The sequence below is a fragment of the Butyrivibrio sp. WCE2006 genome (assembly GCF_000701985.1).
Lineage (GTDB): Bacteria > Bacillota > Clostridia > Lachnospirales > Lachnospiraceae > Butyrivibrio.
The window spans coordinates 117,962-133,712 of sequence record NZ_JNKH01000001.1 but is presented as its reverse complement, the minus strand read 5'-3'; the positions used below and the strand labels follow the sequence as shown (position 1 = coordinate 133,712).

Sequence of the window (15,751 nt, the reverse complement as noted above, 5' to 3'; positions counted from 1 at the left end):
TAAAATCATGTCTCCTGATACTTTCTTATGATTTTTCGTATCTGTGCTTCTTCCATAACAAATACTTCAACACATTTGGGATCAAATCGTGAGCCTGACTCTTTTTTAAGAATATCCATAGCTTTTTCCACAGGAATCGGCTCAATGTCATCATAAAACGATGTAAGATCTTCAAAATAATCTGCCACTGCTATAATTCTTGCTGAAAGTGGAATCACCTCCCCGTGAAGTCCTTCAGGATATCCCTGCCCATCCCATCTTTCATGATGATAAGCCGCCATATTTCTTGCTTCCTTAAGATAATTTTCCCCTTCCACAGTACTTATGGCATTTTCAAGTATCTTTTTACCGGCAGTAGTATGTGATTTATAGATTTCATTTTCTTCGTCATTTAGCTTCCCATGTTTATTCAGTATCACTTCAGGTATATTAATTTTTCCGATATCATACAAGGGCGCGGAAGTTTCTACATCATACTGATATTTATCCGTAAGCTTTTCAGCATAGTAGCCCCTTCGTTTTAGTCCAATCAAAATTATGCGCACATAAGCCGTCATTCTTTGGAAATGTGCCTTGGAATCAAGGCCACGCCCCTCCATCAGGTCAGCCATGGTAATGATCAGTCCTGACTGCATTTTCTTATTGGAATTGGCAAGAATAAGTGTGCTGCGCATCTGCTGAGCCGTTACTATCGCCATTTCACTGAAAGCCTTATACAATCTTTCAATCTCATCGTTTGTCTTTATGTCCAGCTTTTGAAGCTTTCGAACATTTTTTTCAAGCTGATCCTGGTCATCCATGGATTTCATGATCTCGTCTATGCTCTTCTCAAGGCTTCCTATAGGATACACAAAGTTATAGGCAGACAATTCAAGACCATATGATAAGATCAGTACAAAAAAGCCTGAACAAAGCAGAATCATTTTGATTACATACTCTTTTATGTATGATGAATAATCCAGAAGTGCCAGTTGCGCTAATATGTAATAAGATGATTTTTCTCCATTTTTATCATGAATAGGCTCAAAAGCAGTAACACTGTAGTTATCTTCATCCTTTTTACCAATCTCATCAAATTTCTCACCCTTAAGCATCCGTGGAACAGCCCGGGCAAGCTTTTCATCATATTCATATCTTTCGCCTATTCGCCCTGATTTTTGAAATTCTGTGTCCACATCGAAAATTGAATAATATGCATCTTCTTTTATTCTGTAAATTTTTAAATTATCAATTTCAGAGAATGTATTTTTAAGCGAAAGCAAAAACTCGTTTTCATTTATATAATCCGGATTATCATATTTTGAAACATATTCATTATCACTAAGGTACTTCTCAAAAGCAGATTCTTTAATATTCTTATCAATAAGTATGGCAATGTCCTCTACCTGAGCTCTTGCCTCTGACAACACAGAGCTGTATAGCATCCTTGAGCTGACAGAACTGATAATTATTGAAAGTGCTGCTGATATGGTGATCATCATAAGCGTTACTTTTACACGAAAAGAAGTTCTTTCTTCCATCTTGTATGAAGTAATATTATTTGCTTCAAGTCGTGACAAAGGTTTCTGCTTCCATCCACTGTTCCAAACATTTTGTCTGAACTCGAGTGGAATAAGATTAAATATCAAAACCGCCATTATTACGGCAAAGCCTTTATCAACAATGTTAAGAGCTATACTTAAAAATAACTGTACAAATGCCAGCAAGACTTTATTGTCCTTAGCTATAATACTTGCCGTTTCTGTAATATATAAGAACTGCGGTTCCCCCAAAAGAAGTATTTGAAACAGAAGCCCCAAACCGCCTCCAATTAGTGAGATAATCACAATGAGCCACATAATATTTATTTTTTTCTTATACAATTCTTTTTGTGAAAAATTAGATGCACAGGCAGCAATAAGAACACCAATCAGGATGAAATATGCTGCATCCTGATTAAATGCGGCTTCAATAAGATTGGAAATTATAGCCGTAATAATTCCCGGAAAAAAGCCACCAAGAAAGGACATCAAAATAGTGCCTATAGAATCAAGATATACAGGCAGACCTATAGTTGCTGTAATATAAGACAAAACAATATTAAGTAATGCACATAGAAAAACGCATATGTATCTGAATAATCTATACTTATTTGCTTTCTCCATGAAATGCAAATCCCTTTCAGAATAAACTACTGCCTTTTGATAACTCTATAAAGAGATAATCAGTTCACTATATTGTGATAGAAACATCCACTTTTATTATCATCTATAAACCATATACAGTTCAATTAAACTTATATAAATTTCTTATAATAAGTTTAATTAAATCAAGCTTTCGCCAGTGACATCACCACGGCGCATGCTGCCATATCAGATGCATATTCCTCTAGTGCGAGTGCGCATTCTCGCGGAGTTTTTTATTTATAAGAACCCCATCGGAATTTCTTATAAATAAAAAACCGACATGTACATTTTCGTACATATCGGTTTAATTTTCGTTGAAAATTACTTTGCGTAATCAGTTGCTCTGCTTTCACGAATGATATTAACTTTGATCTGTCCGGGATATTCCATCTCGTTCTCAATCTTTTTAGCAATATCTCTTGCCATTAATACCATATCGGTATCGCTTACCTGCTCAGGAACAACCATAACTCTGACTTCTCTTCCGGCCTGAATAGCAAAGGAATGATCTACTCCCTTGAAGCTATTCGTAATCTCTTCGAGCTCTTTAAGTCTGCTGGTATAGGTTTCAAGAGTTTCTCTTCTTGCGCCAGGTCTTGCGGCTGAAATTGTATCAGCAGCCTGAACTATAACAGCAATCAGTGACTGAGGTTCTACATCACCATGATGCGCCTCAACTGCGTTGATGACGGTTGCAGATTCTTTATACTTCTTACAGATATCAACACCTAATGAGATATGTGACCCTTCCATCTCATGATCGACTGCTTTACCAATATCATGTAAGAGACCTGCTCTTTTAGCAATTCTGACATCAAGCTCAAGCTCAGATGCCATAAGCCCACAAAGTTGGGACACTTCAATAGAATGCTTAAGTGCATTCTGACCATAACTGGTTCTGAATCTCATACGTCCCAATAACTTAATAATCTCAGGATGAAGTCCATGAACTCCTGCTTCAAGAGCAGCGTTCTCTCCTTCTTCCTTAATCTTATTAGCAACTTCCTTTTGAGCCTTCTCAACCATCTCTTCAATTCTTGCAGGATGGATACGTCCATCTACAATAAGCTTCTCAAGTGCAATACGGGCAACTTCTCTTCTGATCGGATCAAATCCTGAAATAACAACAGCTTCAGGAGTGTCATCAATTATAAGATCAACACCGGTCATAGTCTCAAGGGTTCTGATATTTCTACCCTCTCGTCCGATAATACGTCCCTTCATTTCATCATTTGGAAGCTGAACTACTGAGATTGTAGTCTCTGAAACATGATCAGCTGCACATCTCTGAATCGCATTAACAACGATTTCCTTCGCACGCTTATCTGCTTCTTCCTTTGCCTCCGCTTCCATGTTCTTTATCATGACTGCGGATTCATGCTTCACGTCATCTTCAACAATTTTCAAAAGATACTCTTTTGCTTGCTCGGAGGTTAAGCCTGAGATTTTCTCAAGTTCCTGTCTTCTCTGCTCATCAAGCTTCGCAACCTCTTGCGTCTTTTTGTTTAATGCATCTTCACGTGCATTTAAACTGGCTTCTTTCTTCTCAATTGCTTCTGATCTCTTCTCGACGTTCTCTTCTTTCTGCTGAACTCGTCTTTCTGAACGTTGAACCTCTGCTCTCCTATCCCTCACTTCTTTTTCAAGTTCATTCCTTGCCTTCAGTGATTCTTCTTTAACTTCCAGGAGTTTTTCGCGCTTCGATTCATCAGCAGCCCTCACAGCGTCATCGATGATTTTTCTTGCCCTTTCTTCAGCGCTACCGATTTTACTCTCATTCTCAGCGTCAATTTTCTTTTGACGGGAAATCAGAATGAATGCGGTACATGCTACTGAAACGACAAGAGTTGCTACTGCTACAATAAATGTAGGCATACAGGAGCACCTCCTTATTCAATTTTCATTGTACGATATTTTGTATAAAATGATTTTAATAATCTTTATTCATACAATATAACAACATATTAAGTTTACGCTCAGATGCCGCTTGTGTCAAGAGATAACGCTTTTGTGATGATGTCATTACTAAAGCCTTTACGGTATAAAAATGCCATCATTTTCTGCTTTTCTTCATAGGTCACCGTATGAGGATCATAATGTTTTTTTTGAAGAAGATTAACACATAATAACAGCTCTGGATTATTCTCTTCCTCCATATAAGCTTCTTCAAGTAATCTGCTTATAATCTCAGAACTGATTCCCTTCTGCATAAGGTCCTGACGGATTCTGTTTCTGCTCCTAAACTCCATATGATATCTGATATAATCCTCTGCATATCGCTCATCATCCAGATATCTGTAAGACTTAAGATACTCGATAGTATCATCTATTATTTCGTCAGTATAAAAGCCCTCTTTCAATTTCTCTCTGAGTTTATACTCGGTATAATCTCTTTTTTGAAGGAGGTTCATAGCGCGCTTTTTGGCCCTTTTAGGGATTAGTGAATTATTGATCTCATCAAAAACTGGCGAAGATATTTCTTCGCCAGTCCTTAATCTGTAATTTCTAATTTCACCTCTGTATAGGATAAAAGCGAACTCACCGTCTACATATACTTTTGATCTTTTATTATCGAGCGGTACTATATCCGTTACAGTCATATATTTTATGCCTCTTCGCCTTTAGCAGCTTTTGCTTTTTTTCCTGTTGCAGGAGCTTCCTCAGAATTCACCGTCTCATCTGATTCAAGTCCATACTGAGCTCTGACCTTAGCTGCTATCTCCTCAAGTTTATCAGGATGTTCAGCGAGGTAATTCTTGGCATTTTCACGTCCCTGACCAATCTTATCAGGACCATACTGATACCATGCGCCACTCTTGTTGACTATATCAACAGCTGCCGCCAGATCCAGCACATCACCTGTATATGATATGCCTTTACCATACATAATATCAAATTCTGCTTCCTTAAAAGGAGGAGCAATCTTATTCTTAACGATCTTAACCCTTGTACGGTTACCAATTGACTCTCCGCCCTGCTTTAATGTCTCAATTCTTCTGACATCCATACGTACTGATGAGTAGAATTTGAGAGCACGTCCACCGGTAGTAGTCTCAGGATTACCAAACATAACTCCAACCTTCTCACGAAGCTGATTAATAAATATAACAGTACAATTTGATTTACTGATTACTGCAGTAAGCTTACGAAGCGCCTGTGACATCAGTCTGGCCTGCAGACCAACGTGAGAATCACCCATGTCACCGTCAATTTCAGCCTTGGGAACAAGAGCTGCTACGGAGTCGACAACGACAATGTCTATAGCACCTGAACGCACCATAGTCTCACAGATCTCCAATGCCTGCTCACCTGAATCAGGCTGTGAAATATAAAGATTATCTACATCAACACCTATATTTTTAGCATAAACCGGATCAAGAGCGTGCTCAGCATCTATAAATCCTGCTATACCGCCCCTCTTCTGAACCTCAGCTATCATATGGAGTGTTACTGTGGTCTTACCACTGGACTCAGGACCATAAATCTCAACTATACGTCCCTTAGGGATACCACCAAGTCCAAGTGCTATATCAAGGCTCAGTGATCCGGTAGGAGTAGTCTCTACATTCATCTGTGCTGACGGATCACCCAGCTTCATAACTGCACCCTTACCAAACTGTTTCTCAATCTGGCCAAGTGCTGCTTCTAATGCTTTCTGCTTATCTTCTCTTTCCATACTGTTCTTCTCCTTCTTTGTTCAGAACAAGTGTTCTGAATTGATAATAAAACAAATGTTCGTTTGTGTCAATAAAAAAGTACAAAATTGCAAAATCATTTACTTTGACAATTAAAAAATGGAATATCTGGCGAAACGCCGGAAATAAGACTTTAGTATACTACACGTATCATCCCCGAAAGTCAACCTGTTTTTTTGATTGAATCCGATCTTCAAAAAAAAGATTCAACAGGTAAAATAGTTAGATCATAATGAAAAAGCAAGTAATGCCAGCTTGGAAATGATCAGCTCCCTGACTATCATGCCGGCACTCTCCTTGCTATCAGGAGATATTGCAGCAAGCTGATCCATAGTATAAACTTTTTCCTGATAATGATCTGTAGAGCCCTTCTTCAACTGACTGACTCTTACCTTTGCCCTAAGCTGTTTAAAAACACGCCATTCAAAGTCCTGATCAGTCAGATGATACAGATGACTTTCAAGAGTTGTATCCGCGTCTATATCCTTTGCAATATAACGCTCTACAATCGTCTTAAACTTAAAGGGGGCCATCTCATCTGCCATAATCTCCCTGTAGCTGAGTCTGGCTCCAAGATAATATCTTGAAACATCCTGCATTGTGTATTTAAAATCATCTTCATTAATTATGTTATACAAGCGTCCGTCCCCTAATGTTTCGCTCTGATAATATCATATCAGATTTAGTGTACTATAACTTACCCTCATTATTTTTCAGGTTTATAATCTATATCTTCGATCTGATTACCACAGGCCTTAATAGCTTCCAGAATCCTGGAGACCTCCATTCCCGTCTCCTCTGCAAGCTCTTCTACAGTGCAGCTTCTCCTTAGCTCATCAGCCAGTTCTTTAGCTTTATCAGCCACTTCCTGTACAAGAACCACAGCCTTCTGTGCTCTCGCTGTTTCAGCTGCATCGTCCTCTATAAGGCTCTCCATGGCATCCATTACTCTCTGGGCAAGATAAGCATCACATTCCTTATGGCTTTCAAGAGTTGAAAGCTCTGTAACTGCTTTCATAAGAGCGATATTACCCTCTCCAACAAGGTCCTCTATAAGCACTCCCTGTTCAGCATAAAGCTTTGCAACATCGGTCACCATTAACAAGCTCTGCTCCACAAGTTTCTTCTGAGCATCACTCTCCCCTGCCATTGCAGAGATGATCAGAGCTTCCTTTTCCCCGTCTGAGAGCTTTTCAAGTAGCTGCAGCTCTTCAAGATAATTATCAAGGTAGCTGACTTCCTCTTTTGTCAGATATTCAGAAGCATCTATTGCCTCCCCGATACCAATATTATGCTTTTTTAAATATTCATAGATAAGCTCATATTGTGCATCACTTAATTCAAGTTCATCAAAAGCATCTCTTATTTCATCCTCACTGACAGTACCGCCCTGTCTTCTGGCGTATTTAGTAAGGTCACCGAGTCTTTTGGCAAATTCCTGTTCTTTATTATCAAGATTAGACATATTACATCTCCGAAATTAAAAATTTAAAATATAGATTCATGAACACATATTCAGCTTTGCGTTCAATACTTCATCATTTTACATGAGTATGGGTAAATAAGTGTTCCTGACAATACTCATAATTACCGTTACATTTTGAGCAAAAACGGAATTCAAGGGTAGGATCATCAATCTCTGATCTTCCGCAAACCGCACATTTATGTCTGGTAATCCCGGGTGGTGTTATCTTTACGGAACGCTTGAATTCATTTCTTCTCTTAACTTCCTTTGGACGAAGATGCATAAGTCTTCCGTTTGAAACCCAGAATAATGCAAATGTAAGAAGTGAAGCCGTTATTGCAAAGAAGAGGTATATGTTGCCGCTAATTGCAGCTGATATAGCCTCAAATGCCAGCCATACGCCGTAAACAATTCCAAGCCACTTCATTTTAAGCGGAATAATGAACATAAACAGAACAACATTATCCGGAAATGTTGCTGCAAATGCCAGAAGAATAGACATATTAATATAATATGTGCTGAACACATATGACACGGTCTGCATAAGCATTGAAATCTCAGCACTTCCGAAAACCTGACCATATTTGAACATAACATAGCCATATGATAAGAACGAAGCTACTATCATTAAGATAAGACCTGTAAAAATATAGAGGTTATATCTGTATTCGCCCCATACTCTCTCCATTGTCGTTCCAATGGAATAATAAAAATAAAGCATGATCAGTACAAAAAACAAATTACTTTCTGTTGGCGGAATAAGTATCCATGTTATAAGTCGCCATACCTGTCCGTGAAGAATCGCATATGGATTCAGTGTCAGATAATTAAGAATACCAGATCCCACAGGCGCAAATCTGAAAATGTATCCGATTATATAGCAGATAATCAATACAATTGTTAAATTTTTAATTGCATACTTTCCAAATTTCTTTTCAAAATTACTCATACTTCTCCTATTTCAAGAAACCGGATGAATCTTTTCCGTTTTCTTTTTCAAGCAAAAATTTATTGAATTTGTTCACATTCTTAATGAGTTTATCACATTTCATGGGCTTTTGCATCGTAATTTGCACAATTGATTTTTGATTCGCCTTAGATTATAATGTAGCGTAATGCGCATTTATTTCGCATATATAATAAGTAATAACAAATCAGTTTTATAATTTTCAGGGGTTTGATTTTATGATTTCTAAGGACTACACATTAGGCATTGATATAGGATCTACTACCGTTAAGATAGCTCTTATGGATGCCGGTAGGAACATTATATTTTCAGATTACAGGAGGCATTTTGCCAACATTCAGGAGACACTTCTTTCTCTCCTTCAGGATGCTGCCAAAATAAGTGGAAATGTTACACTTCATCCCGTAATTACAGGCTCCGGCGGTCTTACACTTGCAGGTCACCTTGAGGTTCCTTTTGTACAGGAGGTTATTGCTGTTTCAACAGCCCTCAAAGCTCTTGCACCCAAGACAGATGTTGCCATAGAGCTTGGTGGTGAAGATGCCAAGATCATATATTTTGAGGGTGGTAATGTTGAGCAGCGTATGAATGGTATCTGTGCCGGTGGAACAGGTTCCTTTATTGACCAGATGGCATCTCTTCTTCAGACTGATGCATCAGGACTCAATGAATACGCTAAAAATTACCAGTCTTTATATACTATAGCTGCAAGATGCGGAGTATTTGCCAAATCTGACATTCAGCCTCTTATAAATGAAGGCGCTACCAAGGAGGATCTTGCCGCTTCTATTTTTCAGGCTGTTGTAAATCAGACTATCAGTGGTCTTGCTTGTGGCAAGCCTATCCGTGGACACATTGCATTTCTGGGAGGCCCTCTTCACTTCCTCTCAGAGCTTAAGGAAGCTTTTATCCGCACTCTTAAGCTTGATGACGAGCACATCATTGACGCTGATAATTCACACCTCTTTGCTGCTATGGGATCTGCAATGAATGCAGATGAGAATTGTCATTATTCAATGGTTGAGATGATTGGCAAGCTTTCTCATAAGATTACAATGGCTGCTGAGGTTTCAAGACTTGATCCTCTCTTTGATTCTGAAAGTGAATATCAGGAATTTCTTGATCGTCAGAATAATTACAGAGTTAAGACAGCTAAGCTTGATGATTATAAGGGTAATGCATTCCTTGGAATTGATGCCGGCTCAACAACAACAAAATGTGCTCTTGTTTCAGAGGATGGAGATCTCCTCTATTCCTTCTATTCAAGTAACAACGGAAGTCCTCTTAAGACTGCAATCAGTTCTATTCAGGAAATATACAAGCTTATGCCGGAAGGTGTTACAATCGCCCGCTCCTGCTCAACAGGATACGGAGAGGCACTTTTAAAGTCCGCACTTATGCTTGATGATGGCGAGGTTGAAACAATCGCCCACTATAACGCAGCAGCATTCTTTGATCCCAAGGTTGACTGTATTTTGGATATTGGCGGCCAGGATATGAAATGCATACATATTAAGAATGATACTGTAGACAGTGTTCAACTTAATGAAGCTTGCTCTTCAGGCTGTGGAAGCTTTATAGAGACCTTCGCAAAGTCCCTGAATTACAGCGTTCAGGATTTTGCCAAAATCGCACTTTTTGCCGAGGCGCCGATTGATCTTGGTACACGTTGCACTGTTTTCATGAATTCAAGAGTTAAGCAGGCTCAGAAGGAAGGCGCTTCAGTAGCTGATATTTCAGCAGGTCTTGCTTACTCAGTTATAAAAAATGCTCTCTTTAAGGTTATTAAAGTATCAGATGCCAAGGAGCTCGGTGAACACATCGTTGTTCAGGGAGGTACTTTTTATAATGATGCAGTTCTTAAAGCCTTTGAGAAAATATCAGGCGCTCAGGTAACAAGACCTGATATTGCCGGAATTATGGGTGCTTTTGGTGCTGCTCTTATAGCCAGAAACAGATTTCATGAAAAGAACAGCTCTAAGACAACCATGCTCACCATTGACCAGATCAACAAGCTTGAATACACAACCAGCATGACAACCTGCCAGGGCTGCACCAATCATTGCCGTCTTACCATTAATAAATTCACGGGTGGTCGTCAGCATATATCCGGCAATCGCTGTGAGCGTGGTATCGGTAAAGTAAAAAATGCAGCAGGAATACCTAACCTGTTTGATTATAAATACAAGAGAATTTTTAGTTATGAGCCTCTGACTGAAGTGGATGCAAAAAGAGGTACTGTAGGTATCCCCAGAGTACTTAATTTCTATGAAAATTATCCATTCTGGTTCACATTTTTTACAAACCTTGGTTATCGCGTAGTATTATCACCAAGGTCCACACATCAGATTTATGAACTGGGAATTGAATCAATCCCCAGTGAATCCGAGTGCTATCCTGCAAAGCTGTCACATGGACATGTAGAATGGCTTATAAAGAATAATGTTGATTTCATCTTCTATCCCGGACTTTTCTACGAAAGAGATGAGGTTGAAGGTGCAACCAACCATTATAACTGCCCTATTGTTACCTCATATTCTGAGAACATAAAGAATAACGTAGAAGAGATCACAGATGGAAAGGTTAAGTTCAGAAATCCTTTCATGTCCTTTACAAGTTTAAAGACAGTTACAGATGCACTTGTTAAAGAATTTAAAGAAATACCCGCCAAAGAAATTATTCTTGCAGCAAAAAACGGCTGGGATGAGATGGCGAAGGCAAGAGATGATATCCGCAAGAAGGGTGAAGAGACTCTTAAGTGGATGAAGGACAATAACAAGCACGGTATCGTTGTGGCAGGTCGTCCTTATCATGTGGATCCTGAGATTAATCACGGAATTCCTGATATGATCTGTTCTTACGGTGTTGCTGTCCTCACAGAGGATTCCATCTCACATCTTGGAACTCCTGAGAGACCACTCATTGTATCAGATCAGTGGATGTATCACTCCCGTCTCTATGCTGCAGCAAGCTTTGTACGCACTAGAGATGACCTTGATCTCATACAGCTCAATTCATTCGGATGTGGTCTTGATGCAGTAACAACAGACCAGGTTAATGATATTCTTGCAGGTTCAGATAAGATTTATACCTGCCTTAAGATTGATGAAGTAAACAACTTAGGCAGTGCCAGAATCCGTGTCCGTTCCCTGCTTGCTGCAATACGTGTACGTAAGCTTAAAGAAAACAAGGAACGCACTATTGGTTCAACAGCTATAAAGAGACGCCTGTTTACAGAGGAAATGAGAAAGAATTATACAATTCTTGTTCCTCAGATGTCTCCTATCCACTTTGATATATTGGAGCCTGCCCTCTCTGCATGTGGTTACAATATTGTAGTCATGCAGAATGACAATAAACATGCCATTGATATGGGCCTTAAATATGTTAATAACGATGCATGTTATCCCTCTCTCTGGGTCGTTGGACAGATAATGGATGAGCTTCATTCAGGTAAATATGATTTGGACAAAACTGCAGTTTTGATGAGCCAGACAGGTGGTGGATGCCGTGCTACCAATTATGTAGGATTTATAAGAAGAGCTCTTAGAAAAGCCGGTATGGAACAAGTACCTGTTGTATCAGTTAATTTAAGTAAGCTTGAGCACAATCCCGGCTTCCATATCAATTTTGAGATGCTTGAGAGAGCTGCCTATGCAGCAGTATTCGGTGACATCTTCATGAGATGTGTTTACCGCATGCGCCCTTATGAAAAAGTGAAGGGTTCTGTTAATGCAGTTCATGAAAAGTGGAAGAAAAAGTGTATTGAGTTTGTTTCAGCGAAACATCTGAGCTTTACCAAATTCCAGCATCTGTGTAAAGAAATTGTAGAAGATTTCGATCAGATTGAGATAACAGATGAAGTTAAACCAAGAGTTGGTGTTGTTGGTGAGATTCTTGTTAAGTTCGCTCCTGCAGCCAATAATCATCTTGTCGAACTGCTTGAATCAGAAGGAGCTGAGGCTGTTGTACCGGATCTTCTGGACTTCATGCTCTACTGCTTCTACAATCAGGTATATAAAGCAGATCAGCTTGGTACAAGTAAGAAGACAAAGGCTTTCTGTAAGGCAGGAATCTGGGCTCTTGAGAAGCTCCGCGGCGGCGCTTCCAAAGCTTTTGAAAATAGTGTACATTTCGATGCTCCTACAAGCATTTATAAGCTTGTAGAATATGCAAAGCCTATCGTTTCCATTGGTAACCAGACCGGTGAGGGTTGGTTCCTTACAGGTGAGATGGTAGAACTCATAAAGGAAGGTGCTTCAAACATTGTATGTACCCAGCCTTTTGGATGCCTTCCCAATCATGTAGTTGGTAAGGGTGTAATCAAACAGATGAGAAAGCTCTATCCCGGATGTAATATAGTCGCAATTGATTATGATCCCGGCGCAAGTGAAGTTAACCAGCTTAACAGAATCAAGCTAATGCTTTCTACTGCTCATAAAAAAGCACATGAAGAAGAATATGCTTCAGAAAAGAAAGCCATTTCATAATCCTTGGCATATTGATTGAATCCATATTCATAAAAAGCTAACACATTTTCATATAAAAAGTGGCGTATCTTCCTGACTTTTATTAGTCAGGTCGATACGCCACTTTTTATATTTTGTTTATACCTATCATTTTTCACGAGCTTAATAGGATCTCTTCGATTTGCATTTACGGAATGTATATAATCGTTGTTTTCCTTAGCGCTGAAATGATTCTTAATACTCCTGAATAAATCAGTCCCAGACTATAGATGACAACAGCTGTCTCCTGATTTTTATAATTTATAAAGCACAGAACCGCAATACCTATGTCCACAAGACCATGCAATGATTTAGTTTTCCATGATCTGGCGCCATTGATTCTGGCTTCATTGGCTCTCAGGAACTCCACGAGTCCTGCAAAAGCATGGATTCCGGCAAGATACATCAAAATATAAAATGATGGTATATCTGTAAGAGTAGCTGTTAACAGACCAAAATCCAAAGTTATTATTCCTTTGTACAGACTGAGTTTCCCTCCGACCATAAATCTTGCCATTGTAAGAAAGTAAAAAAGCTCTTTTAATCCAGAAAGCATAAGACCAAGTGCAATAATCGCAAGAATAACAGGATATGCTTCATCAGGTGTCTGTATCATTAAATAAGCATAAATAAGCATTACTATGCCAAATATGATGTTATTTATTCTATGTATTCTAGACATAAATATTACCCTGATTTATAATTCATTACCCAAAGATTGTTTTTAATAAACTGTTTCCGTTAGATATGGTCTTGGAAAATCCCGCCAAATAATTTTTAGAAGTATATATTTCATAAGTCACCATTCCCTTTTGTGCAAGAGCGGCTTCAATAAACTTTCCTAAAAAGGTATCCTCTTTTTTATAATTTGTAATATACTCCTTCTGATAAATCTCCAGATCAAAATCCCTTATCTTTTTTCCGGAAAGATCTTCACCAAAGCTCTTCCAGTCTTCGGAAGCTATGAGCTGCCTCTTTCTTATAATCGCATTAATTCTATCCTTATATGGTTCTATCGCTTCGGTGTCGTACTTATCTTTTCCAAATGTGCTGATATCGCCCCTAATATATTTCATGGCGTATATCATCTGTGCAAAAGCTTTTAGATAATCAGATGGATTATCCTTAGTTATCTCCTTATAGTCATCCCAGGCGGGAATATATCTGTATTTCATAAAAGAATAATCCGGTAGATGTCCTGCTCTTCCATGTCCAAGGTTCATTACGGAATTTTCATTATTCTGGAAGATACTACTTGTGTAAAGATTATTAGCCACATCATCTTTAGCTGAAGGGTTATGCCTGAATTTTATTGGAACCTCTCTCTCCTCACCTTCTATAGTGATGACTTCCCTGAAATTCCAGTTCGTATTATTTATGGCAAGTGAAGGTGTTCCTGCAAAATAGCTGTGAGCCCATGTATCAGCCAGCACATGCATGGCAACCCCGACTGCCTGTATAGGCTTACCCTTGGCAAGCTCAACGGTCTTAACCATAAGGTCGCTGTTAGGCATACAGATCAGCCTGTATTTATTCATATATATCCTTGTGCGACCGCGCTTTTGAGCATACAGATCATATGGCAGAAAGTGGAATGATGCCCAGATTCTTGTTATATTCTGAAGTCCTATAATATCTGTCCTTGCATCCATCATTTCTAATTGAAGCTGTGTCGTTGCTGCCGATAAAGGAGCATTTAATTTTGTTAAAAATGTGCCGGAACATAAATCCACAAGCTGGGCGCAATAGCAGATATCTTCGCTCTCTTCATGCGTATATCCTGCAAGATATGCAGCACAATATGTAGCATAATAATGAAAATCCTCTTGCATATCTAACTATCCAGCCCCTCTTTTTTTTGTATTTTCTTAATTCTGTAGAATGAATATATAATGTCAAAGATAATAGACATAAATGATAACTCTACAAAAATAGTAATTACATCACCGTCATCCCATTCTCTGATATTTCCTGTCCCAATGTATGCCGCCAGACTCCATATACTGTATATTGCAAGCAAACAAAGCCATATCAGAAATGTTTTCTTATTACTTCTTGCCCTGGCAAATCTTATAGCCGAAAAGCCTATATAAACATGTAAAAATAATATGCCACCATAAAAGCACATCAGAAAAATAACTACCAGAACTTTTACGACAGGTGTAGGTACGTCATCTACCAGCATATAGTAACCATTGATATCATCTGTCCCGGCAACAATTTTAATAAAAAACTTCAGAACTTCCCAAATGCCGAATGCAATGACACCCAAGCCGCTCATTTCAATATTGTTATTATATTTTCTTATCAGTGCCAAAGTCTCCTCAGACATTTAGTACACTCCGTATATTCACAATTTAAAGGGGCTGCCGCACATTTGCGACAACCCTCAATATCACTATAAAATAATACTATTTAGATTTTTCAATAATTTTATCAATATCGTCCTGTAACCGTTCCATTGCAAATTCATTAGACCTGAGAGCAAGATGCGCTTTCAGAGAACGATTGTGAACATCATTTCTCTTCTTGAAATAATCAAGAAGATTTTCATCATCTATTTTCAAATAGCCATCAGCAATAGCACCGGGTAGTACGAATTTCTTCACTACATCGGAAAACTCAACTTCAATATACTTGCCTTCCTGCTTTTTTATAGTACCTTCACCAAATTTTTCATGAGTGATCTTTAAATTGATAGCATCCTTATTGCCAAGAGCCATTGCTTCAGAATCCAATTCCTCTATTTCCTTTTCAAGGCTAGAGTGCTCGTTCTTAAGCTCATCCATACGCCTTGCATGCTCTTCAAGAAGCTCTTTTGTTCTCTTAGTTCTTGCCTTTGGAGTAGTCTTTACTTCTTTCTCTTCCTCTTCAAGATCTAAACCCATTGTATACCCCTTTTCCGCGGATAATGGCACCCGCTTTCCTACTGTAATCGATATAATACATTT

12 protein-coding genes are annotated in these 15,751 nt (G+C 38.7%); 1 reads left to right on the top strand and 11 read right to left on the bottom strand.

The window, feature by feature from the left end:
- Positions 1-5: 5 nt before the first annotated feature.
- From T501_RS19715 to T501_RS00585, 7 genes are all read right to left on the bottom strand, one after another.
- Positions 6-2,144 (bottom strand): HD-GYP domain-containing protein, encoded by a 2,139-nt coding sequence (locus tag T501_RS19715; protein ID WP_050008036.1) that lies wholly within the window; start codon positions 2,142-2,144, stop codon positions 6-8.
- A 342-nt stretch (positions 2,145-2,486) separates the two neighbouring features.
- Positions 2,487-4,040: a ribonuclease Y gene (gene rny, locus T501_RS00610; RefSeq protein WP_044912653.1), complete on the bottom strand. Its 1,554-nt coding sequence runs from the start codon at positions 4,038-4,040 to the stop codon at positions 2,487-2,489.
- Between the two features lie 101 nt (positions 4,041-4,141).
- Positions 4,142-4,765, bottom strand: a complete 624-nt coding sequence (locus T501_RS00605; protein ID WP_026509435.1) for a regulatory protein RecX — start codon at positions 4,763-4,765, stop codon at positions 4,142-4,144.
- Positions 4,766-4,770: 5 nt separating this feature from the next.
- Positions 4,771-5,841: a recombinase RecA gene (gene recA / locus T501_RS00600; protein ID WP_026509436.1), complete on the bottom strand. Its 1,071-nt coding sequence runs from the start codon at positions 5,839-5,841 to the stop codon at positions 4,771-4,773.
- A 246-nt stretch (positions 5,842-6,087) separates the two neighbouring features.
- Entirely contained in the window at positions 6,088-6,498 is a 411-nt protein-coding gene (locus T501_RS00595; protein ID WP_044912652.1) for a hypothetical protein, read from the bottom strand.
- A 68-nt stretch (positions 6,499-6,566) separates the two neighbouring features.
- Positions 6,567-7,325: a sigma-70 domain-containing protein gene (locus T501_RS00590; RefSeq protein WP_026509438.1), complete on the bottom strand. Its 759-nt coding sequence runs from the start codon at positions 7,323-7,325 to the stop codon at positions 6,567-6,569.
- Positions 7,326-7,398: 73 nt separating this feature from the next.
- Positions 7,399-8,274 (bottom strand): YhgE/Pip domain-containing protein, encoded by an 876-nt coding sequence (locus T501_RS00585; RefSeq protein ID WP_026509439.1) that lies wholly within the window; start codon positions 8,272-8,274, stop codon positions 7,399-7,401.
- 236 nt (positions 8,275-8,510) lie between these two features.
- On the opposite strand from T501_RS00585, the gene T501_RS00580 reads away from it, so the two are divergent.
- Positions 8,511-12,782, top strand: coding sequence for a 2-hydroxyacyl-CoA dehydratase (locus tag T501_RS00580; RefSeq protein ID WP_044912650.1), 4,272 nt, complete (start codon positions 8,511-8,513; stop codon positions 12,780-12,782).
- A 166-nt stretch (positions 12,783-12,948) separates the two neighbouring features.
- Here T501_RS00580 and T501_RS00575 read toward each other — a convergent pair whose 3' ends face one another.
- The 4 genes from T501_RS00575 to T501_RS00560 all read right to left on the bottom strand — a co-directional run bounded on the left by T501_RS00575 (position 12,949) and on the right by T501_RS00560 (position 15,688).
- Positions 12,949-13,482 carry a DUF308 domain-containing protein gene (locus T501_RS00575; RefSeq protein ID WP_026509441.1) on the bottom strand — a complete coding sequence of 178 codons (534 nt, stop codon included), beginning with the start codon at positions 13,480-13,482 and terminating at the stop codon, positions 12,949-12,951.
- Positions 13,483-13,507: 25 nt separating this feature from the next.
- Positions 13,508-14,632 (bottom strand): DUF6765 family protein, encoded by a 1,125-nt coding sequence (locus T501_RS00570; protein ID WP_026509442.1) that lies wholly within the window; start codon positions 14,630-14,632, stop codon positions 13,508-13,510.
- 2 nt (positions 14,633-14,634) lie between these two features.
- Complete coding sequence (locus tag T501_RS00565; RefSeq protein ID WP_044912649.1) at positions 14,635-15,132, bottom strand: hypothetical protein; 498 nt, start codon at positions 15,130-15,132, stop codon at positions 14,635-14,637.
- 79 nt (positions 15,133-15,211) lie between these two features.
- Positions 15,212-15,688, bottom strand: a complete 477-nt coding sequence (locus T501_RS00560; protein WP_026509444.1) for a hypothetical protein — start codon at positions 15,686-15,688, stop codon at positions 15,212-15,214.
- Between the last annotated feature and the right edge of the window lie 63 nt (positions 15,689-15,751).

Coding starts and splice junctions, on each gene's coding strand:
- recA (WP_026509436.1), bottom strand. CDS start 5,841: ATGGAAAGAGAAGATAAGCAGAAAGCATTAGAAGCAGCACTTGGCCAG.
- T501_RS00580 (WP_044912650.1), top strand. CDS start 8,511: ATGATTTCTAAGGACTACACATTAGGCATTGATATAGGATCTACTACC.
- T501_RS19715 (WP_050008036.1), bottom strand. CDS start 2,144: ATGGAGAAAGCAAATAAGTATAGATTATTCAGATACATATGCGTTTTT.
- T501_RS00605 (WP_026509435.1), bottom strand. CDS start 4,765: ATGACTGTAACGGATATAGTACCGCTCGATAATAAAAGATCAAAAGTA.
- T501_RS00585 (WP_026509439.1), bottom strand. CDS start 8,274: ATGAGTAATTTTGAAAAGAAATTTGGAAAGTATGCAATTAAAAATTTA.
- T501_RS00570 (WP_026509442.1), bottom strand. CDS start 14,632: ATGCAAGAGGATTTTCATTATTATGCTACATATTGTGCTGCATATCTT.
- T501_RS00575 (WP_026509441.1), bottom strand. CDS start 13,482: ATGTCTAGAATACATAGAATAAATAACATCATATTTGGCATAGTAATG.
- T501_RS00590 (WP_026509438.1), bottom strand. CDS start 7,325: ATGTCTAATCTTGATAATAAAGAACAGGAATTTGCCAAAAGACTCGGT.
- T501_RS00565 (WP_044912649.1), bottom strand. CDS start 15,132: ATGTCTGAGGAGACTTTGGCACTGATAAGAAAATATAATAACAATATT.
- rny (WP_044912653.1), bottom strand. CDS start 4,040: ATGCCTACATTTATTGTAGCAGTAGCAACTCTTGTCGTTTCAGTAGCA.
- T501_RS00560 (WP_026509444.1), bottom strand. CDS start 15,688: ATGGGTTTAGATCTTGAAGAGGAAGAGAAAGAAGTAAAGACTACTCCA.